Source organism: Sorangium sp. So ce406 (assembly GCF_051474675.1).
Classification (GTDB): Bacteria; Myxococcota_A; Polyangia; order Polyangiales; family Polyangiaceae; genus Sorangium; species Sorangium cellulosum_G.
The window spans coordinates 4,298,707-4,319,258 of record NZ_CP150340.1 but is presented as its reverse complement, the minus strand read 5'-3'; the positions used below and the strand labels follow the sequence as shown (position 1 = coordinate 4,319,258).

Below are 20,552 nucleotides of genomic sequence, written 5' to 3'. Positions count from 1 at the left end.
AGAGACACTGAAGTTCACCGTCCAGGCTGGATTTGACGCATCGTGGCACACTGCTTGCTGTCCGCGCGACGCGATGTGGAGAGGTCCTTGGAATTGGGCCTGTGCTTCCTTGGCGGACCCGAGCACGGCAGACGTCGAGATGTCGCTGCAAAGACTTCATGCCTTGCGCACACAACGCCAAATGAGTGAGCCTGCGCCGATTAGAAAGTACCAGTAGCTAAGGTGTCTTGTATGATGCATCCGGGTGCGTGGATTCGTCTTGCGTTGTTCCTCTCGGTGTTGCTGCTGTTCGGGCACGGGCACGAGGGCCTCGCGCTGGCTGGGCCTCCGGAGCCGCGGCTTTGGCCGCTGTCGCCCCCGGGCGGCGGGGTGGCGCTCTCCACCGTTCCTTTGCGGCTGCCGAGCGACGGTGCAGGAGGCCTGTCGCTGGGGCCTCGTGTGGACGCGCCGCTGGTCGAGGACGTGGGGGCGCCCTATGGCGAGATGGTGCTCCCCGATCAGGCCCGGGTGGTGGCGTTCGCGGGGGCTGCGCTCGAGATCCCCGAGGGCGCAGTGGACGAGCCGGTGCGGATCACGATCCGCCCGCTCGACCCAGGCGACGTGCGTCCGATGGGGCGCGCGATGGTCAATGTCACGCCCGGAGGGAAAGCCTACCGCTTCGGGCCGCACGGGCTCAGGTTCAAGAAACCGGTGCGCCTGACGCTGCCTTATGACGAGCACGCCATTCCGCCGGGGATGACGGCGCAGCACATCACCGGCTTCTATTTCGACGAGGCGCTCGGCGCCTGGAAGCGCGTCGAGCGGGCCGGCGAGGCCGCCAAGGGCACGCTGGCGAGCCTGACCGATCACTTCACCGATTTCATCAACGCGACGCTGGCGATGCCGGACGCGCCGGGCGCGCGCTCGTTCGATCCGAACAGCATCAAGGGGCTCGCGCTCGGCAGCCCGCTCGCCGGGGTGACGCTGATCGCGCCGCCGGAGGCGAGCTCGAGCGGCTCGGCGCACCTCAGCCACCCGATCGAGGTCCCGCCGGGGCGCAACGGCATCCAGCCGGCGCTCGCCATCCGTTACGATAGCGAGCATCGCAACGGCTGGCTCGGCGTGGGCTGGGATCTGCGGCTGTCGCGGGTGGAGATCGACACGCGCTTCGGCGTGCCGACGTATGCCACCGGCGAGGAGCGGTACGCGCTCGACGGGAGCGAGCTCGTGCGGATTGGCGACGCGTCGGGCGAGCCGCAGGTCTACCGGCAGCGGGTGGAAGGGCGCTTCGCGCGGATCCTGCGCCACGGGACCGGACCCGACTCGTACCACTGGGAGGTCACGGACAAGGACGGAACGACGTATGTCTACGGGCGCAGCGCGACAGCGCGGCTGGACGATCCGGATCCGAACCGCCCGCGCAACGTGTTCCGCTGGTATCTGGAAGAGGTGCGCGATCCGTTCGGCAACCAGATGTTCATCCACCATGCGCGCCGGGTGGACTCGGCGGGTCCGGCGCCGCGCATCGAGGTGCACCCCGAGCGAATCGAGTACACGGCCAACACGTCGCAGGGCGTGGACGCGGCGTACGCCGTGGATTTCATCTCGGAGGGCGGGCGCCCGGACGTGACGCTGAGCGGCAGGCCGGGCTTTCTGGAGCAGACCAGTCAGCGGCTCGCGCGCGTGGACGTGCGGTTCGGCGATACAATCATCCGCAGCATTGCGCTCGAGTACGCGCAGGGCGACTTCGGCAAGAGCGTGCTCCAGGCGATCGCGGTGCTCGGCAACGGGGGCCGCAACGCCGACGGCACGCTCACGAGCCAGGAGCTCTATCGGCACACGTTCGAGTACTTCTCCGCGCCGCGCACCGCGTCCGGGCAGCCCGGGGCGTTCGCGGCGGACGCCGTGACGTGGGGGCAGGCGTGGTCTCAAAGAGGCCTGTCGCGCACGGAGGACTCGACGTTCGGTGGGAGCGTGTCCGTGGGGCTGCTCGGTATCGTCAGCGTCGGCGGCGGCGGCTACAGCGGCAATCAGACGACGCGTGCCAGCCTGCTCGACCTGAACGGCGACGGATTGCCCGACTTCGTCGGCGACGGCGGGGACGCGCTGCGCAACCTGCTGCGCCTTCCCGACGAGAATCACCTCGATCCGTTCCACCTCAGCGGGCTCACCAGCGACGATCTCGGGTTCACGGACACCTCGGGATGGAGCGTTCACGCAGGCATCAACGTGGGCGATGCGCTCAGCGCGTCGGCGGCGTACACGCGGAGCCGGGCGGAAGACGAGCGGGTCGTCTCGGACCTCAACGGCGACGGGTTCCCTGATCTCGTGTCGGTCGGGGCGCTCGGACAGCTCCAGGTCGCGATCAACGATCGACGCGGCGGGTTCCAGGGCGTGAGGGACTGGGGGACCGTCGACGACAGCGCGCCTTCGGGCAACCCGGACTTCGCGCTGGCGTCGCGCGCGGACTTCCATCCGGCCGACCCGATGCTCCGGTGGACCGCGCCATTCGAGGGGGACGTGCGCATCGAGGGCGTGCTCCAGAAGCAGGAGACGGGGGGCGACGGGGTGCGGGTTGAGCTGGTTCGCAATGGGACCCTGCCGCCGCTGTTCAGCCACGTGTTCGGTCCGGACGAGCTCGGGCCGTGCGCGGTGGGCGCGGGCGATTGCGGCGGCGCGGCGCTCTCGGTGCACGTGCTCGCGGGCGATCGCCTCTACTTCCGGGTCAGCGCGGCGCCCGAGATCGACCCGGAGCGGGCGGTGAACACGGCGTCCGATGTGCTGTCGTGGAGCCCGTCGATCACCTACGAGGTCGGCGAGGAGCTGCTCGGGCACGTGGGGCCGGACGGCCGGCCCATCCATCGATTCGCGTACGTCGAGGACCATCGGCTCGGAGGGCAGCCCGAGGTGCCGTGGGTGGCGTCGTCGGATGGCCTCGTGAGCATCACGGGCGATCTGTTGAAGGCGTCGACGAGCGATGCGCTGCGGGTCTCGATCGCGCGGGAGAGCGAGGGCACGTTCCGCAGCGTGATGGATGAGGAGGTGGTGAGCGCGGACGCAGGGGTGCTGGCGCTCGCGGGGCGGATCCACGGCGACGCGAACGGCCTTGTCGAGGTGAAGGAGGGCGATCGGCTGTGGTTCCGGGTGAAGTCGGATGTGCCCGACGACCCGGCGCGCGTCGCGTGGACGCCGACGGTCGACTACCGGACCTACTGCCGCGCCGACCGACGGACGGGTGAGCGACGTTGCGGGCCGGTGGCGTGCGCGATCCAGCCGAACGGGCGCGCCGGCTGCAAGCTGGACAGCGACACGGCCGAGGACGCGGCGCTGCCGGTGGCGCTCATCCAGCAGCAGCCGTACGTGGCCATGCCGGTGCGGCGGTGGAGGCCGGCGCGCCGGGCGCCCTGGATTGCGCCAGAGACGGGAATCGCGCGGCTCGAGGGGACCCTGGTGGTGCCGGGGACCAGCACGCTTGCCCAGCCGCTGACGTTGCTGGTCCAGGGCGTGCACCGGCTGCTGTACAAGCAGTCGTATTCAGCGCCGAGCAGCGCTGGAACCGCGTATCCCGTCTCCGTCGACCTGGAGGTCCAGGCCGGCGAGCCGATCTACGTGACGCTCTTCTCGGAGCAGGCGCCCGGGGGCTTCGCGGTCCTGAACAGCGCCAGCATCGATGGGGAGCCAGTCCCGGTCGCCCAGCTCGTGCCCGACGCGGCGTCCGAGGCGCTTGTCGACGGGGCGCCGCAGGACCCGACCGCCGGCGGGTTCCACGGCTGGTCGGTCGGCTTCATGAACGGAGACCGCGCGTTCTCCGAGGCGGACATCCTGTTCCCGACGCGCGATCCCGAGCGCAGCTTCACGCTTGCGGTGCCGCTCTCGCCGGAGGAGGGCGCGCCGGTCTGGGGCGCGGCGGCGTCGGAGGCGTTCGTGGGCGGCGATCGGGTGCTGCCGTCGGTGGTGGGGCGGCTCTCGGGGCAGCGCCAGCGGGGCAGCGTGCGCTACGCGGAGACGTGGAACGCGGAGCTCACAGCGGGCGCGGGCCCCGTGGGCGGAGGCTATAGCTTCGGCAGCACGACGACGGATCTGGAGCTGATCGATCTGAACGGCGACCGCTACCCGGACAGCGTGACGCGCGGGGGCGCGGCGCTCAACACGGGGGCGGGGTTCGGTGCGAGCGCGTCGTTCTCGCTGCCGGACGCGCTGAGGCGGGTGGAGCACCGCACGGTGCGGCTGAGCGGCGACCTTGCGTCGCTCACGTTCAGCGGGGGAGACGAGGAGGAGCAGACGCTCAACAAGACCGACAGCAAGGGGCGTTCGCAAGGATACCTGCGCACGAGCTTCAGCGCCGGGACCAGCTACGGGCTGTCGGCGGCGCACGTGGAGCTGCTCGACATCAACGGCGATGGGCTGGTCGACCAGGTGGCGCAGAACCCCGAGAGCGGGCAGATGACGGTGGCGCTGAACCTCGGGTATCGGTTCACGGCGCCGGTGCCGTGGCAGCGGGGCGGGTTCAACAAGGCCAGCTTCAACGCGGGCGCGCTGAACGACGTGCTCGGCGAGGTGCTGGGCTTCTTCACGGACGCGGCGGGCGTGGAGGCGGTGCGGCTGGAGGACACGGGCGCGCAGAGCGTCGGGTTCGGGGCGAACGCGGGCGGCTCCAGCGGCGCCGTGAGCGCGAGCGTGGGCGCGGGGATCGGGTACACGCGCACGACGGCGCGCACGATCGTGGACTTCGCGGACGTGAACGGCGACGGGCTGCCGGACAAGGTGATGAAGGACCCGGCGGAGGCGTCCTTCCGGGTGCAGCTCAACCTCGGCGACCGGTTCGCGGCGGAGGAGGAGTGGCCGGCCGGCGACTGGGGCGTGAACATCGACCCGCCGGAATACGCGTTCATGGGGAGCGGCGATGCGGTGGGCTTCCGGCGCTCGGAGAGCCTCGACGGCAGCGTGTCGCTCCAGGTCTGTTACTTCGTCTGCATCGGCGGCTCGGTCTACTACTCCGAGGGGACCGGCGCGTCGCACCTCGGGTTCGAGGACATCGACGGCGACGGGCTGGCGGACCACGTGCTGAAGCAGGACGGCGACAGCGCGGTGCGGGCGCGGAGGAACACGATCGGCAAGGCGAACCTCCTGTGGCGGGTGCATCGCCCGCTGGGCGGGAGCGTGGAGATCGACTACCGGCGCGAGGGCAACCTGGTGGTGCCGAGGGAGGTGCCGGCGGGCGGGCCGGTGGACGAGAATGGCCTTCCGATGGACGACGCGCGGACGGAGATCGACGATCGCGCGGCGGCGGTGGACATGCCGTCAAGCCAGTGGGTGCTGAGCGACGTGGTCGTGCGCGACGGGGTGGAGGGCGTGAGCGGCGCGCACGGGGTGCACACGTACCGGACGCGGATCGAGACGCACGCGGACGGGGTGTACCACCGGGACGAGCGGGTGGACCTCGGGTACCGGCATGTCACGACGACGACGCTCGACGAGAATGGCGTCTCCGCAATGGCGATCGAGGAGGCCGCGTACGAGAACGAAGACATCTACCGGCGAGGATCCCTGGCGCGCTCGGCGCTGCGCGACGGCGAGGGGATGCTCTACCTCGTGGAGGAGATCGACCACCTGCCGCCGGACCTGGCGCACATCGAGGCGAACGGGTGGTTCTTCCCGAGGGAGACGGAGCGGAGGAGCGCGTTCTACGAGGGCACCACGGACGACCCGGAGGCGACCCACAAAAGCACGCGAGAGACGCGGCTTCATGACGAGGACGGCAATCTCACCGACGTGTTTTTCTACGGCGAGGCGGGGACAACGGCCGACGACGTGCACCACCACGTCGAGTACGAGAAGGACGACGCTCCCTATCACGTGAAGCCGAAGCTCGTGCGGACGACGGACACGGAAGGACGCGTGCTGCGCGAGCGCACGGCGACGTACTGGCCCGGCACGGGCGCGCTCGAGACGCTCACGAACGTCATCACCGGGGGCAAGCGTCCGGATGGGTCGCTGTACGCCGGCGACGAGGCGACATGGCATTTCGACTACGATGACCTGGGCAACATCGAGACCTTCAGCGACCCGAACAGCTACACGCTGACCTACGGCTACGATGAGCTGACGCGCAGCTACCGCACGTGCGTGGTCGACAGCTTCGGGTACCGCTCGAACAGCGTGCCCAACGTGCTGTATGGCACGGTGGCGCAGGAGACCGATGTCAACGGGCACACGATCGTGCATCGGTACGACGACTTCGGCCGGCTGATCGGCGTCTGGGGGCCGAACGACCTCACCGAGGCACAGGCGCTTCCGGTCGACTGCACGCCGAGCAAGATCTGGAGCGAGGACGAGCTCGACGGAGAAGGCGAGCCGGCGGTCGGGTTCGAGTACGCGCTCCAGCCGGATCAGTCGACGGCGATGCCGGCGTGGGCGAGGACGAGCCACAAGGACATGGAGCACCCGGGCGACCCGATCGTGACGGTGACGTTCGCGGACGGGTTGGGGCGGGTGATCCAGACGAAGAAGGACCTGGAGCGCGACACGGGGACGGGCACCGAGGTCGGGATGACCGTCAGCGGCGCGGTGGTGTTCGACGCGCTCGGTCGGGTGGTGGAGCAGGGGCAGCCGGTGTTCAGCGCGGAGCCGGACACGACGTTCACGGCGGTGGAGCTCTTGCGGAGCACGCGCTTCGAGCACGACGTGCTGTCGCGGACGCGGCTGATCGAGGTGCCGGACCCCAAGGCCACCCTGACGGGCGGCTACGCGCAGACGCGGGTCGAGCGCGACGTTGTGCAGTTCGACGGGCAGCTCCTGTTCCAGGAGACGGTGATCGACGCGAACGGCAAGTCGCGCAACACCTACCGGGACGTGGGGGGGCGGATCGCGGCGGTCGAGGAGTGGAACACGATCGACGAGGTCGAGCGGCAGATCGTGACGCGGTACGTGCACAACCCGCTGGGCGAGCTGGTGCGGGTGACGGACGCGCGGAGCAACGCGACGGAGGCGAGGTACGACACGGTCGGCCGCATGGTGGAGCTGATGAGCCCCGACGCGGGGCGCACCGAGTGGCGGTACGACCTGGCCGGCAACCTTCGGGCGAAGCAGACGGCGGAGCTGGCGCTGCGCGGGCAGCTCATCCGGTACGAGTATGACTTCAACCAGCTGAGGAAGATCGACTATCCCGTGACGCAGGACGTTGTGTACACGTATGGCAGCGTCGAGGAGGCCGGCGATGCGCAGGGCAACCGCGCGGGGCGGCTGAAGCAGGAGACGAGCGCGGCGGGGACACGGAGCTATCGCTACGACCGGTTCGGCAACGTGGCCGAGCTCGTGGCGGAGTTCCCGCGGCTGCGCGAGCCGCACCGGGGGCCGTACCAGGCGAAGCTGGAGTATGTGTTCGATTCGCTAGGGCGGATGCAGGAGCTGCACTTCCCCGGCTCGGGCGAGGAGGTCGTGCGCTACGGGTACGATCGCGGCGGGTTGCTGGTGTCGGTCGCCGGGGAGAACCAGCAGGTCAACCCGCAGCACCCGGACGAGCCGAGGACGACGGAGTACCTGAGGCACATCGGGTACGACGAGCACGGTCGGCGGGTGCGCGTGGTGGCGGGCAACGGGATCGAGACGAAGTACCGGTACGACCCGTCGACGCGGCGGCTGTCGGACGTGGACGCGGATCACCAGTCGGCGCAGATGCGGCGGATGGGGCGCGGGCCGAGGGCGTTCCAGCGGCTGCGGTACGACTACGACCTCGTGGGCAACGTGCTCGCGCTCCGCAACGAGGCGCAGTTCGACGAGTCGCTGGGCGGGGCGGTGATGGTCGCGACGACCGAGCAGCGGTTCGCGTACGACGACCTGAATCAGCTCATCGGGGCGTCGGGCACCTACCAGGAGCGTGGGAAGGAGCGGCAGGGGTACGCGCTGGAGATCGCGTACGACGTGCTCGGGAACGTGAAGAGGAAGGGGCAGGAGGTCGCCCGGTACGCGCCGAAATGGGGCGCCCCGGTGGGGGAGTGGGAGAAGCAGGGCGTCATCCAGGAGAGGACGTACCGCAACGAGTACCGCTACACCGGTCCGCGGCCGCACGCGGCGAATCAGGTGGACGAGTTCGTGCATGCCGAGGCGAACCCTCGGCTGCGGGAGCTGTTCTACGACGCGAACGGCAACCACAAGGAGTGGAGATACCGGGATAACCTGCAGCGCACCCTGGGCTGGGACGAGGACAACCGGCTTGTGTCGGTGAGAGAGAACAACCAGGAGGTGTCGCGGGCGCTGTACGACGGCGCCGGGGAGCGACGGGTGCACCTGCACGGGGTGGCCGGCGAGGAGGAGACGGCGTACGTCGACCAGCACCTCGTGGTGCGCAACGGGGTGGTCGCGACGAAGCATATCTTCGCGGGCGAGACGCGGCTGGCGAGCAAGATCGACGCCGACTGGTTCCAGAGACCGCCGGTGATGTACTACCACCCGGACCACCTCGGGAGCACGCAGTACGTCACCGACCAGGACCAGGAGCTGAGCCAGCACGTCGAGTACCTGCCGAGCGGGGAGCTGTGGGCCGACGAGTCGGACTCGCGGTTCCAGAACCGGCAGCCGTACCTGTTCAACGGCAAGGAGCTGGACCTGTCGACGGGGCTCTACTACTACGGCGCGCGGAGCTATGAGCCGCGGCTCGGGGTGTGGCTGAGTCCGGATCCGATCCTCGATCAGTACATGCGGGGGGCGCCGAACGGCGGGGTGTACGAGCCCGTGAACCTCGGGCTTTACAGTTACGCCCGGAACAATCCCGTCGTGTACGTGGATCCGGATGGTCGGTCGTGGTGGACAAAGGCGCTCAAGGTAGGCCGCAAGCTGCTGAAGGGCGCGGACGCAGCCGATGCCTTCGCGGACAACATCCAGGACGCTAAGACGATCATTGACCCCACTGCATCGCTGACCGATAAGCTCATCGCAGGGGCGTCGCTGGCGAGCGAATTTCTGCCGGTCAGCGCGAGCGACCTGAAGGACGTCAAGCGCGCCATCGACGGAGCGGATGCCGTTCGGGATGCGGCGAAGAAGGTTGAGAAGGCAGATGAAGGACTGGATGCCGCAAGAGCCGCACGCGACGCGAGGGCTGCTGAGTTGGGCCCCGTGAAATCGCGGAAACGACCTGCGACAGTCACCGGTGGATATAACACCGAGACGGGTCAGGTTGCAACCGGATGCTCCGGTGGAGGCCGTTGCGCAGAGGAGCGCGTTGTCGATGCCCTGGGTGGTGACCCCAGCAAGGTGAAGTTCACCGAGGCCGTTCGTCCAAGACCAGAAGATCCCCCATTCAGAGAGGTGCCAGTGTGCACAAATTGCGAGGAACGATACGGACGAGGCGCATTCCCCGAGCGAACAAGATTCGAGTCTGACGAGGTAAAATGATATGAAATTGGAGATTCTCCGCCATGATTGGTCCGCTCTTCGTGCTGCGGGTGGCGCGGGTCATATTCCGAGGGCTCTTCAAGACCTTGAGTCGGCATCGAGGGAAGACGAAGCGTCGAATGCATACTGGAAGATTGATAACTGCGTGGTATTGCAGGGCCATGTGCATCAGGCCGCTCTTGCAACCGTGTCGTGTCTCCTCGTGACGCTGCTTCGCTGCACTGATGTTGCTCGTCGGCATGTCCTTGAGCTTCTCGTCCAGATCGGCAGCGGCGAGCCTGCGCCTTCTGAGCTTGCGCTCGGTGAATCGGACGTGGTTGACCGGTGCTTGGCAGAGATCGCCAGGGGAGTGCCTATTTACGTCGATATTCTGGAGCGCAGCAGAGACGCTCATGAGCGCAACTCCTGTATCGATCTCCTCGGGTTGTCGTGCGCAGCGGATAGTGGATTGCGAGATCGTGTTCGATGGTACATGCGTACAATTCTATCGGAGCCCGTTAATGACGGAACGCGAAAGCTGGTGGCTAGCTGGCTCGAAGAGATCGGGGAGTCCTGATGCGTAGGATATCCGATCGTGTGCCCATGAACGTCTATAAATAATAGGCATGGCGATGCTCGCGATGCGTCTGTCGACGGACGGCACGAGCCAGGCGCTTCGAGGAGGGCACCTCCTGAGCGCTGAGCGCCAGAGCGCAGATGCTGGTCCCGGTCAGCTCCCCTTGAAGAGAACGGACGCGTTGCATGCGAATCGCACGAGGTCGCCTTTCATTTGACACATGAAGCCACGAGGGCTTTGAGATTCAAGACTGGACGAAGGCAGACGAGCGTGGCGGGGACGCGGAGCTACCGCTACGACCGCTTCGGCAACGTGGCCGAGCTGGAGGCGCAGTTCCCGCGGCTGCGCGAGCCGCACCGGGGGCCGTACCAGGCGAGGCTGAAGTACGCGTTCGACGCGCTGGGGCGGATGCAGGAGCTGCACTTCCCCGGTTCCGGCGAGGAGGTCGTGCGCTACGGGTACGACCGCGGCGGCCTGTTGGTGTCGGCGGTCGGGGAGAACCAGCAGGTCAATCCGCAGCGCCCGGACGAGCCGAGGACGACGGAGTACCTGAGGCACATCGGGTACGACGAGCACGGGCGGCGGGTGCGGGTGGTGGAGGGCAACGGGGTCGAGACGACGTACCGGTACGACCCGTCGACGCGGCGGCTGTCGGACGTGGACGCGGATCGTCAGTCGGCGCAGATGCGGCGGATGGGGCGCGGGCCGAGGGCGTTCCAGCGGCTGCGGTACGACTACGACCTCGTGGGCAACGTGCTCGCGCTCCGCAACGAGGCGCAGTTCGACGAGTCGCCGAGCGGGGTGGTGATGGTCGCGAGGACCGAGCAGCGGTTCGCGTACGACGACCTGAATCAGCTCATCGGGGCGTCGGGCACCTACCAGGAGCGTGGGAACGAGCGGCAGGGGTACGCGCTGGAGATCGCGTACGACGTGCTCGGGAACGTGAAGAAGAAGGGGCAGGAGGTCGCCCGGTACGCGCCGAAATGGGGCGCCCCGGCCGAGGAGTGGGAGAAGCAGGGCGTCATCCAGGAGAGGACGTACCGCGACGACTACCGCTACACCGGGCCGCGGCCACACGCGGCGAATCAGGTGGACGAGTACGTGCATGCAGAGGCGAGCCCTCGGCTGCGGGAGTTGTTCTACGACGCGAACGGCAACCACAAGGAGTGGAGGTGCAACACAGTCCCAAAGTCAAGAAACTTCTAATCGATGGAAGGTTTGCCAAGTGAGCTGGTTTAGTTCCAAGATTCGAATCGCGTGCCTGATCGAGTCCGAAGGGATCCATAGGTATATGGACTCTGTTCATTTGTTCAAGGCGTCCGATTTCTCTGATGCTATGAAGCGTGCGCTGGACCTGGGTAAGGCCCACGAGCAGGAGTATCTCAATGCTGATGGGAAGCGTGTTAGATGGCTGCTCGCCTCCGTGATTTCGCTGGATTTGATCGGCGATGATGTGATGGATGGGGTCGAGGTCTACTCGGAGCCCGTGGAAGTCCCAGCCGGTGAAGTTGTAGATTTTGATCATAGATTCTCTCCAGAGAAATCTGAGCCGACGCAGACCGTCTAAGTTGGCGGGCTCCTCCGTAAGATCTGTGGACGTATCGTCCGGGCAACAGCATAGCGGCCAAGATCCACCAGGCGAGTCGCTGCGATGGTGGTACACGCGGGCGACGGGCAGCCCCTGGTGAGCAAGCGCGGTCACGTGCCCGCCGGAGCAGCAGTAGTACACGCTAGAGATCGCGTACGACGTGCTCGGGAACGTGAAGAGGAAGGGGCAGGAGGTGGCCCGGTACGCACCGAAATGGGACGACCCGACGAAGTGGGAGAAGCAGGCCGTGATCCAGGAGAGGACGTACCGCTACACCGGGCCACGGCCGCACGCGGCGAATCAGGTGGCCGAGTACGTGCACGCGGAGGCGCAGCCTCGGCTGCGGGAGCTGCAAAGCAGCGGCGGCGCGGGGAGCCCCGGTAGTCCAGGCAGCGGGATGAACGGCGGCGCAGGCGAGGTCGCTGCAGCGTGCATGCCTGGCACCGCGGGCGACAACGGCATCGAGGGAGAACCCGGCGCCGGCGCGCGTGATGTTGGTGAGATCGCACCGAGCGGTTACACGGGGGTCGCGGGCAGCGAAGGCGCGCCCGGGACCACTGCACAGGGCGGCGGCGGTGGCGGCGGCGCCAAGGGTGGCGTCGCCGCGAGCCAGTGCACGGCTGGCTCGGCGGGAGGGGCCAGTGGCGGCTCCGGCGGCGCTGGCGGCTGCGGAGGCGCCGGCGGAAGGGGCGGCGGCGCAGGTGGGTCGAGCATCGCGCTGGTGAGCCTCGACGCGACGCGTCTGTTCCAGGACGTGACGATCGCCACCGGCCGCGCCGGAGGCGGCGGTGCTGGCGGTCCTGGCCAGGACGGCGGCGCGGCAGGCGCAGGCGGACCTGGCGGCGGCGTGCCGGAGGGCGCCACGCGGCTACACCCCGGCTGCTCCGGAGGCCCGGGCGGCACCGGCGGGCGTGGCGGCACTAGAGGCGGCGGGCTGGGCGGGCACGCGGTCGGTATCGCGTACGTGGGCGAGGCGCCGCCTTCAGAAGGCGTAACGTTCGCGGTAGGCAAGGCCGGCGCGGGTGGCGTCGGCGCGGACGCGGAGCACAGCGGCTCGCCAGGGGTCCAGGCCGACGCGATGGCATTCGAGCAGAACAAGCGGCGCTGAGCGCGAGTGGCCGAACGCTGACCGGACCTGACGGCGGCGGCCGCGGTGACGGCGCTCGAAGCGGCTCGGCTCGGTGATTCGATCGGACATAGCAGCGCGTGGTCAGGTCTGTTGACCGGCGCCGTCGCAGGTGTGGCGCTGGCGGCAACGGTCGTGGCCGTCGTCGGCACCGGCGGCGTGGCTGCGGTGCCAGGACGGCGGCATGGCGGGCGCGTGCGGCCCGTGCGCTGATCCTACTCAGGGAAACGCAGCGTCTCGGCGGCGGTCCCGTCCGGCCCCGCGATCGTGTCGCCATTCCAGTCCCAGCTCATGCCGCCCTTGCCCGGCGGTCCGATCTCGAAGGTGACCCCCTCCAGCGTGAGCTGGTCCTCGTCGAGGTAGGCGATGCCTATCGTGTCGCCGCCGCGCCCCGGGCCACCGAAACCGCCCTCGCCCCCGTAGCCGCCCGTCCCCCCGCCACACGACCAGGTGCCGTCCCCGACGGCGCCCCCCGGCGCTCCTCGACCGCCTGGTCCACCGCGCTCCGGCGGGCCCCCGTCGCCGCCCGGTCCCCCGCCGCGCGCCGTGATCACGCTGTCGCGCACGGTGAGCTTCGCAGCGTGGAGCGCGACGATCCCGATGCTCGGGTGCCCGTTCGCGCCCCCTCGACCGCCTCGGCCGCCGCAGCCGCCGGCGCCTCCGGAGCCGCCGCCGGCGCCCCCCTTCGAGGCCACGCCGCACACGGCGAGCCCGCCGCGACGGCCACCGCCGCCGCCGCCACCTTGACCGGGCATGCCCCTGCCGCCCTCGCCGGCCGTGTCGCCCTCCCAGCCCTTCTCGCTGATGCGCCCGATGCCCTCGCCGCCCGGCCCCACCGTGCCCAGGGCCCCAGAGCTCCCGGGAGACCCGCCGTGGCAGCCGACGTCTTCCCGGTCTGCGTGACCGCCGCGCCCTGAGCTGGTGGGGTTCGGCGTCGGGGCCGGGGCGCCGGCTTCGCCATCCTCGGCACCGTCGGGCAGCCCATCGCCGCCCTTGCCGCCGGTGCTCGGCGCGCCGCCCTCACAGGGGTTCACCACCGCCGGACCCCCGGCAACCGTGGCGGCGGTACACGCGTCCCCGCCGTAGAGCCCGTCGGGGCCGGTCGCTGCTCGGTTCGGCCAGGGCCACTCCTCGCCATGCTCGCCAGGCCGTCCGTAGTCGGCCTGAATCTCGCTCCGGATGATCTCCACGGCCGTGTTCGGCTCGATGATCATCGAGATCGGCCCATTCCCCTCCAGGAACATGTCGGCGAGCGTCGATACGCCGTCCGCGGCGCCCGTATCGCTCGGGCGCGCCGGCTCGACGAACACCAGCGGACCGACGTAGTTTGTGCCTCCGCTGTACAGCGTTGACACCTTTTTTCTCTCGTCGCGCACCCAGTGCACGCAGTTGAACCCTCCCAGGAGATCGACGCCAGACGGCAATCGCACGCTCTCGCTGAAGCTACCATTGCAAATGAAGACGCGCCCTCGTCGTGTGCGCGCCAGGTTGACGGCGTGCTGAACGGAGAGCAGGGGCTTCGCCTTCGTTCCAGGGTTCTTGTCATCGCCGCCCCCGTAGAGCCTGGCGACGAACACGCCGCAACCATCGTCGAGAATGCCGGAGGCGATATGCTCCAGGCAGACCGATTCCGGCGGCTCATCGCCTTGGCACAAGGCGCCGTCGCAGGGCGGTCCGCCAGCATCGCTTGGACCGGGGGCAGTCCCGCAGCCGGTCGCCCACGGTGACAACATGAGGGAGAGGGCTGCAACGGTCGTCTTTCTCATCGGCATCTCCAGTCGCGAGGCCCCTGCACCTGGCGGTTCATTGCGGCGGTCCCGGGTCGGGTGCATCGAACCGATACCAAAACTCCGAGCGTCCTGTGACTCCCTGGCCCCTCGCGTCCCCCGAAGCTGCGTTGCCGGCGAGACCGCCCTCGCCGCCCCTGCCGGGGGTGACGATCGCATCCGAGGCAAGTGTCACAGTGGCGGCTACCGACGCAATCCCGAACGAGTGGCCGCCAAGGCCGCCTCCGGCATCGCCCCCGCGACCACCGTCGCCTCCATGGCCGCCCATGCAGGCGTGCCACATGTCGGTTCCAGCATAGCCCTCTCCGCCGGCAGCGCCGGACCGCCCAACCCCACCTAGTTGGCCCGTTCCACCGATCCCACCGCGGCCACCATTGCCCGCGACAATCTCGCTGTCCTCGACGGTCAGGACGCTCCCCTGCAAGGCAACGATCCCGATGCTCGCGCCGCCGTAGCCGCCCCCCTTGCCTCCGAGGCCACCGCAGCCGCCGCCGCCCCCGGACCCGCCAGCCGCGCCGCCCTGCGGCAGACCTGTGCGACACGCCGTCATGGGACCGCGCGATTTGCTGCCGCCTCCGCCGCCCCCGCCCTGGCCGATGCCACCCTTCTTTCCGTCCCCGCCCCGAGCGCCGATCCAGCCGTCGACATCGAGGTACCCCACGCCAGCCGCGCCGGCAGCACGACCGCCGTCGTCCCCCTTGGCGCCGCCTTCACCCGGCCTGCACCTGTCACTCGCCGCGCCGGCCCCTCCAAAGCCTTTGCCTTCCGGATTCTCCGCGAGCGCTGGATGTCCTGAGGTGCCATCGCCGCCCGCATCGATCCTGCCATCACCCCCGTATCCACCCATCGACTCGGTGCCATCGCCACAAACGGTCACGGCCGCTCGGGCCCCCTCCACGACATCCGCCGTGCAGGCGTCCGCACCGTTGTTGCCCGGAGCGCCATCCTTCGCACGGTCCGCGGGCGCGTCCTCACCCGCTTCGCCGTCCTTGCCGTCGGCGGCCTGCACCTCGCTCGATCGCACGACGGCCCTGGCACCGGAGCTCAAGATCACCGCGATCGACGACTTGCCATCCCTCGCGGAGGCAGGGGACGCCACGACGCGCACGCCGAAGATCATGGACATGGCGTCCGTGGCGTCCTCCTCTGCCCCGAGGACGCGCAGCGGGATTCCTGCCGGCGGCGCGATGGTCGTCAACTCATCGGGCCCTGCAAACGACCCCCCATACGACCAATTGCCGCCGTCGCAGAGACGGGCGCCCCAGAGGTCGACGCCCGCGGGCAGCGTGATCGCCTCCTGGAACGCCCCGCCGCAAGCGTACACCCGCCGGGTCGGCGCCTCGCCGTTGCCTCGCCCGCTCGCGGCGAGCCCGACGGCGTGTTGCAAGGTCTTGACCGGCGCGCCCTTCGTGCCGGGGTTGTTGTCGTTGCCCTGCTCGCTGACGAACACCCCGCACGGATCGAGCGCCGGCGCGCTCTGGGGCTGTCCTTCGCACGGTCCTGGCGGCGGTTCCGGATCGGGGGCGCACGCATACACCTCCCAGCAAACATCGGCGTACGTGCACGCCTGTAGTGTGCTGGCGCTCCACGCGCAGAGCGCGAGAGCCAAGACCGACGTCCTCGTGCTTCGGCCTTCCTGCGAACGCGTCTCCACGACTCCCGGTGTCCTCACCACAGCCCCCCGATGTTCACGCCCATCCCGTGCCCGATCGCCACGGGCGAGACGTGGATCCGCTCCTGAGCCGGCGTGAGTCCCAGGAAGGAGAAGTCCGTGAAGAAGGACGCGGCGGTCGCCGCCCCGATGACGCCCCCTGCGATGACCAGGGCCGTGCCCGCGGCTCCGGACAGGTTGCGCTCGTCCCGCAGGCGGAGCAGCTCAGCACACGCGGAGCGTTGCGGCGCTTGCCAGCACATGGACGAGCTCGTCGTCGGATCGCGGTTGAGCCCATCACGCCGCTCGCTCAGGTCGCCGTCAAGCCTGGTGGCCCGGATCATGAGCAGGCTTCCCACCGACACGGTAGCCGTCGTGACGGCGATCCCCGCGATACGCAGCGTCCCCGGCCACGAAGCCCACGGACTCGGGGCCTGCGACCGAACAGCCAGCGTAGAGCTCAGCGCCTTGGGTGCTTCCCTCGGTGCTGCCGCCGCCACCTCCTTGGTACTGCCTGAGGAGCGCGGCAACTGCATCAGCATCTCGTGCTCCTTCCCCGGAATGGCTGTGAACACCTGCAGAGATTCCTCGCGTCCCGGCGCGCGGGCCCGCACCATGTGTTGCCCGGACTCGAGAAACAGCTTGTGAGTCCGCGCGGTCCTGCCTAGGGGCTTGCCATCGACGAGCACCTCGGCGTCCGGCGGATCGATCGCGACCAGCAGCGTCGCGACGTGCGTCGTTGCCTTCCGCAGTCCTTCCTCGAATCGGAGCTGGAGGCCTGCAGGAAGCGCCTCGCGTTGCTCAAGGCTCCAGGCGAGGTGCTCGGCCGCGTCGCGATACCTGCTCAACACAAGCGCGCAGAGCCCGAGCTCCCCGGCGATCTCCGCGCGCTCTCGCTCCGTGGTCACCGATGGCTCGGCTGCATCCAGGGCCGCCTTGTAGGCATCATATGCCTCGGACCACTTTCCCGCAGCACGAGCCCTTTGCCCAGCGCGTACGAGGTCTTTCACTGTCGAACCGACGCTTCGTCGCAGCGTCCCAGCGATGCTCTGAGCGCTGGCCGGGCTCACAAGCCCGGCGGCGGCACCCAGCATCAAGAAAATCGACAGTGAACGTGGAGCGCACCGCATGTGGGCGACGGTACTGACGCCGGCCTCGCCGCGTCAACGGTCAGGCATTTCCGTCGATTGATCCATGAACGAGAAAGAACAGAGCAATTCCGGAATGTGTTGGTCCGTTCCACCGCGACGGAACTAGACAACTGGCAGCCAACAATACTACATCTGCATACATTATCCTACCAACATCGGCCGTCCGCTCATTTTCCTGAACCCTGCAGGGCGGCTCAGGTGTGCTACCCGCCGTGGTCAAGCCAGCGGTCCCTCCCACCAGCTTCGATCTCTTCCGGCGCCTGGCGATCCGTCGCGGTGTCCCGGCGCGAGACGCGGAGGACGTCGCGCAAGAGGCACTGCTGAGGGGCTTGGAAGCGGATCAGCGGATCGAGCCGGGCGGGGATTCGGCGCCGTACCGCGTCACGATTGCCCTCAATCAGGCGCGCAATCATGTGCGCGACGCGGGCCGCCGGGGCGAGTTCCTGACGTCCTTCGACGAGCGCGAGCTGCGTGGAGGGGGCCCCACGCCGGAAGACCTGCTCCGCCTGCGGCAGCGGGCCGAGCTCACGCGGCACCTGATCGCCCAGGTCGACCCCAAATACCGGGACATTCTTATCAAGCACGAGCTGGAGGAGACGCCGCTGGTCGAGATCGCGGCCGAGCTCGGGCTCAACATCCAGACGGTGAAGACGCAGTACCGGCGGGCGCGCCAGCAGCTCGACGCGCAGAAGCGACGGTGGAAGGCGCAGCAGCATTCCCGCGGCTGGGACGAGGACGCGTGCGTGGCGATGCCGCTCGCCTTCAGGTTCCGCGATCGCGCGTCGTGGGTGGCCCCCCTGCGCCGTCTGGGCCTGAGAGTCCTCGTGCAGGTTGCGTTCGTCGTTGTGGCGGGCGCTCTCGTCTCCGGCGTGCCGCGCTTGCCCGGCCGGGAGTGGTGGCCGCGACCGGCGGCGGTCCACGCGTCTGAGACCGCGCCTGCCGCACAGGACGTCACGGCGCCCACCGTACACAGCGTCGCCGCCGTCGTCGCGCACGCGGTCTCGTGGCCGGCGAGAGATGGCAACGCGGGCGCTGGGGTCATGGTGAACAGCACGCCCGCCTCCGCGGCGATCATAGTTCCTCGTGCCGCGTCGCCGGGGAGCGCCGTGCGCCTGCCTGCGAGCGAGCGGGAGAGGAGCCTGGTCAACCAGGCCCGCAGGGCAATCGAGGCCCATACCGCCCTCGGTTACCTCGAGGCGCGCCGGCTGCTCGAGGCCCACGCGCGGGAGTTTCCGCGCGGGCCGTTCGCTGCGGATCGCGAAGCGCTACTCAGGCAGATTCGCTGAGTCGTCGGCTGTTCACTGGCGGTAGCTCCGATGCTGTCGTCGACAGCAGGAGGCCGAGATCCGTCTCGCGTCGGGCAAGAAGGCGCACGTACACGAGGAGGAACACATGGAGGAAGTGCTGGGTGCGATGTGGCTCGTCTCGCCGCTCGGGCTCGCGATGATCGCCTGCGTCGCGATCGGTTTCGCGATCACGGCGCGCGAGGCGATGGGACGCGAACGCGGGCTGCGCGAGGCTCGTGAGCAGGCGCATGACGACGAGGAGTCTACGCTCGCCGAGGCGAAGGAGAACGCGGAGCGGGAGCTCGGGCGATACCAGCGCCTGCTGGACTGCCACGTGGATGCGTTGATCGCCGCGACGACCGGCGCCGGGGCACGTCCGGTCCCCTGGCCGGGCAGGGTCATCGAATCGTTCTGCGCGACGATCCCCGCATGGCAGCGAAAGCTGGCCGAGAACACCGGGCTAGAACCATGGGACGTGGAGCGGCTGCTGAACAGCGAGCTTCCGATCACCCCCGGCCTCGCGCGCCAGCTCGAGACATTCACGGGCGCGCCTGCTCGGTACTGGGAGCGCCTGTGGCGTCTGCACGATGACTACCGAGCGGACGCGGAGGACACGGCGGTGCTCCAGCTCGGTGAGCCCATCACCAGGCGCGAGCGGTCGGCGCGTGCGGCTGGGTCCTCGATGTCAAGCCCGACGTCGACGAACCAGGCCGCGGTTCCTCCTCGCGCGCCGGATGTTTCACCGCCCGTGGTGCCTTCTTCTGAGGCTGCCAAGAGCCCACGGGCCAAGCTCCCGCCACCTCCTCAGCCGCGGCTTCGATCACCGCTGCCTGCTCGCACGATGCCGGGAGCTGAGTTCGCGTGTCGCGCTGCCGCACTGACGAGCTTTCCGGTACAGCGTGACAGTGGTGGCTCCAGCGTCGTACGAGGGTCCGATGGGGAGGACAGCGAACGCTCTGCATTGAACACGACCCTGCCGGGCGTGGGAAACCACGGAGCAGCCCAACTGTGACCCCCGTCGATGGAAGCCAGCATGCAAGCGAAAGCGCAGCCGGCGACCCAACGGAGCACACATGGAGTACGAAAATCACCGATCAAGCCTCAAGCAATTGACCGAGCGAATGGAATGGCGCATTGTTCCGCTGAGCAAGAGCCACGTGCAGGCGCTCAGCGAAGAGGGCTTTAACGCGTACTACAGCGCTCCAGCGGGCAAGGTGGCGACAGCGCTGCTGACGTTGGCTCGATTGGTCCTGGACGAGGCGACCCCTGGACATCGGAACGATCCTGAACCTATTGAAGAAAGGGTGCCGATCTGTCGCATCTCACCGCTCGAGGAAGCGCTGACCGGTTGGGCTAACGTCGATGAAGTGGAGCAAAAACGAGTAGTTACAATCCTGGACGTGATGGGCGCCAAGGACCCCGCCGCCCGTGCCGCCCACGCGGTTCTGGTCTGGGCCGCGCAAGTGTACAAAGTCGCAACGAGAGCCGGTGCAAATAGTTGATGCGCCAGTGCTTCGGCGTCATCTGCTCGGCGCAGCGCCAGGGTAAGCGCCCGGCCATCGCCATGGGCGTGCCCTCTTGCGGCTCTCGCCGGGCTCGATGATGCTGGGCGCGGGGGCGGTGTCGGCCCACGGCTTGGGGCGGGCACGGGCGAGCCTTGGAACAAGTCGTGATGGGCTCCCACAGATGGTGGCCAAGCGCCGGAACCATCCCGTAGGCGCGCGTCGCCGAAGTAGAGGACTTCAGGTTAACGCACGGCGATCTGCCTCGGGCCTGGTCACATCAACGCCCGCCGCCCGAGCCCACGAGAATCACCGCGGTCTATACCGGCAGGCATCCTCACGCTCCTCACCGTGGCCAACTGCATCCCACCGCCATCGAAGTCGCCCACCTCATCGGCGCCGCGTACTGCGAACACCACGCACGTAAGTGCGACATGTGCGCACGCCTCCGACCAACGTAGGCGTGCGCTCTCTGCCCCCTCCCGCACGCACGCTCGCACGCCCGCACGCACGGTCCGCACGCTCACCCGCCCCCG

The 20,552-nt window shown here is 68.8% G+C and carries 11 protein-coding genes; 8 read left to right on the top strand and 3 right to left on the bottom strand.

Going from position 1 to position 20,552, the window contains the following annotated elements; genetic code table 11:
• Positions 1 to 276 precede the first annotated feature (276 nt).
• The 5 genes from WME96_RS15960 (at position 277) to WME96_RS15940 (ending at position 12,621) form a co-directional block, all read left to right on the top strand.
• Positions 277 to 9,369 (top strand): SpvB/TcaC N-terminal domain-containing protein, encoded by a 9,093-nt coding sequence (locus WME96_RS15960; protein WP_437290965.1) that lies wholly within the window; start codon positions 277 to 279, stop codon positions 9,367 to 9,369.
• 1 nt (position 9,370) lies between these two features.
• On the top strand, positions 9,371 to 9,925 hold the full coding sequence (locus WME96_RS15955; RefSeq protein ID WP_437290964.1) for a hypothetical protein: 555 nt from the start codon (positions 9,371 to 9,373) through the stop codon (positions 9,923 to 9,925).
• A 237-nt stretch (positions 9,926 to 10,162) separates the two neighbouring features.
• Positions 10,163 to 11,131: an RHS repeat domain-containing protein gene (locus WME96_RS15950; RefSeq protein ID WP_437290963.1), complete on the top strand. Its 969-nt coding sequence runs from the start codon at positions 10,163 to 10,165 to the stop codon at positions 11,129 to 11,131.
• On the top strand, positions 11,031 to 11,492 hold the full coding sequence (locus WME96_RS15945; RefSeq protein ID WP_437290962.1) for a DUF4288 domain-containing protein: 462 nt from the start codon (positions 11,031 to 11,033) through the stop codon (positions 11,490 to 11,492). Before WME96_RS15950 ends, WME96_RS15945 begins: the two co-directional genes overlap by 101 nt.
• Positions 11,493 to 11,685: 193 nt before the next feature.
• Positions 11,686 to 12,621, top strand: a complete 936-nt coding sequence (locus WME96_RS15940; RefSeq protein ID WP_437290961.1) for a hypothetical protein — start codon at positions 11,686 to 11,688, stop codon at positions 12,619 to 12,621.
• 233 nt (positions 12,622 to 12,854) lie between these two features.
• Here WME96_RS15940 and WME96_RS15935 read toward each other — a convergent pair whose 3' ends face one another.
• The 3 genes from WME96_RS15935 to WME96_RS15925 form a co-directional block, all read right to left on the bottom strand.
• A complete protein-coding gene (locus tag WME96_RS15935) occupies positions 12,855 to 14,405 on the bottom strand; it encodes a hypothetical protein (protein ID WP_437290960.1) in 1,551 nt (516 codons plus the stop codon).
• Positions 14,406 to 14,442: 37 nt separating this feature from the next.
• Positions 14,443 to 15,876 (bottom strand): hypothetical protein, encoded by a 1,434-nt coding sequence (locus tag WME96_RS15930; RefSeq protein WP_437290959.1) that lies wholly within the window; start codon positions 15,874 to 15,876, stop codon positions 14,443 to 14,445.
• Positions 15,877 to 16,094: 218 nt separating this feature from the next.
• A complete protein-coding gene (locus tag WME96_RS15925; protein ID WP_437290958.1) occupies positions 16,095 to 16,985 on the bottom strand; it encodes a hypothetical protein in 891 nt (296 codons plus the stop codon).
• A gap of 443 nt (positions 16,986 to 17,428) precedes the next feature.
• Here WME96_RS15925 and WME96_RS15920 point away from each other — a divergent pair, with 443 nt between their 5' ends.
• The 3 genes from WME96_RS15920 (at position 17,429) to WME96_RS15910 (ending at position 20,016) form a co-directional block, all read left to right on the top strand.
• Positions 17,429 to 18,514 carry an RNA polymerase sigma factor gene (locus tag WME96_RS15920; protein ID WP_437290957.1) on the top strand — a complete coding sequence of 362 codons (1,086 nt, stop codon included), beginning with the start codon at positions 17,429 to 17,431 and terminating at the stop codon, positions 18,512 to 18,514.
• Between the two features lie 106 nt (positions 18,515 to 18,620).
• A complete protein-coding gene (locus tag WME96_RS15915) occupies positions 18,621 to 19,526 on the top strand; it encodes a helix-turn-helix transcriptional regulator (RefSeq protein WP_437290956.1) in 906 nt (301 codons plus the stop codon).
• Positions 19,527 to 19,587: 61 nt separating this feature from the next.
• Positions 19,588 to 20,016 (top strand): hypothetical protein, encoded by a 429-nt coding sequence (locus WME96_RS15910; protein WP_437290955.1) that lies wholly within the window; start codon positions 19,588 to 19,590, stop codon positions 20,014 to 20,016.
• The last annotated feature ends 536 nt before the right edge of the window (positions 20,017 to 20,552 follow it).

Excerpts from the sequence above, each read along its gene's own strand:
- WME96_RS15955 (WP_437290964.1), top strand. The coding sequence starts at position 9,371 with ATGAAATTGGAGATTCTCCGCCATGATTGGTCCGCTCTTCGTGCTGCG.
- WME96_RS15945 (WP_437290962.1), top strand. The coding sequence starts at position 11,031 with ATGCAGAGGCGAGCCCTCGGCTGCGGGAGTTGTTCTACGACGCGAACG.
- WME96_RS15935 (WP_437290960.1), bottom strand. The coding sequence starts at position 14,405 with ATGAGAAAGACGACCGTTGCAGCCCTCTCCCTCATGTTGTCACCGTGG.
- WME96_RS15915 (WP_437290956.1), top strand. The coding sequence starts at position 18,621 with ATGGAGGAAGTGCTGGGTGCGATGTGGCTCGTCTCGCCGCTCGGGCTC.
- WME96_RS15910 (WP_437290955.1), top strand. The coding sequence starts at position 19,588 with ATGGAGTACGAAAATCACCGATCAAGCCTCAAGCAATTGACCGAGCGA.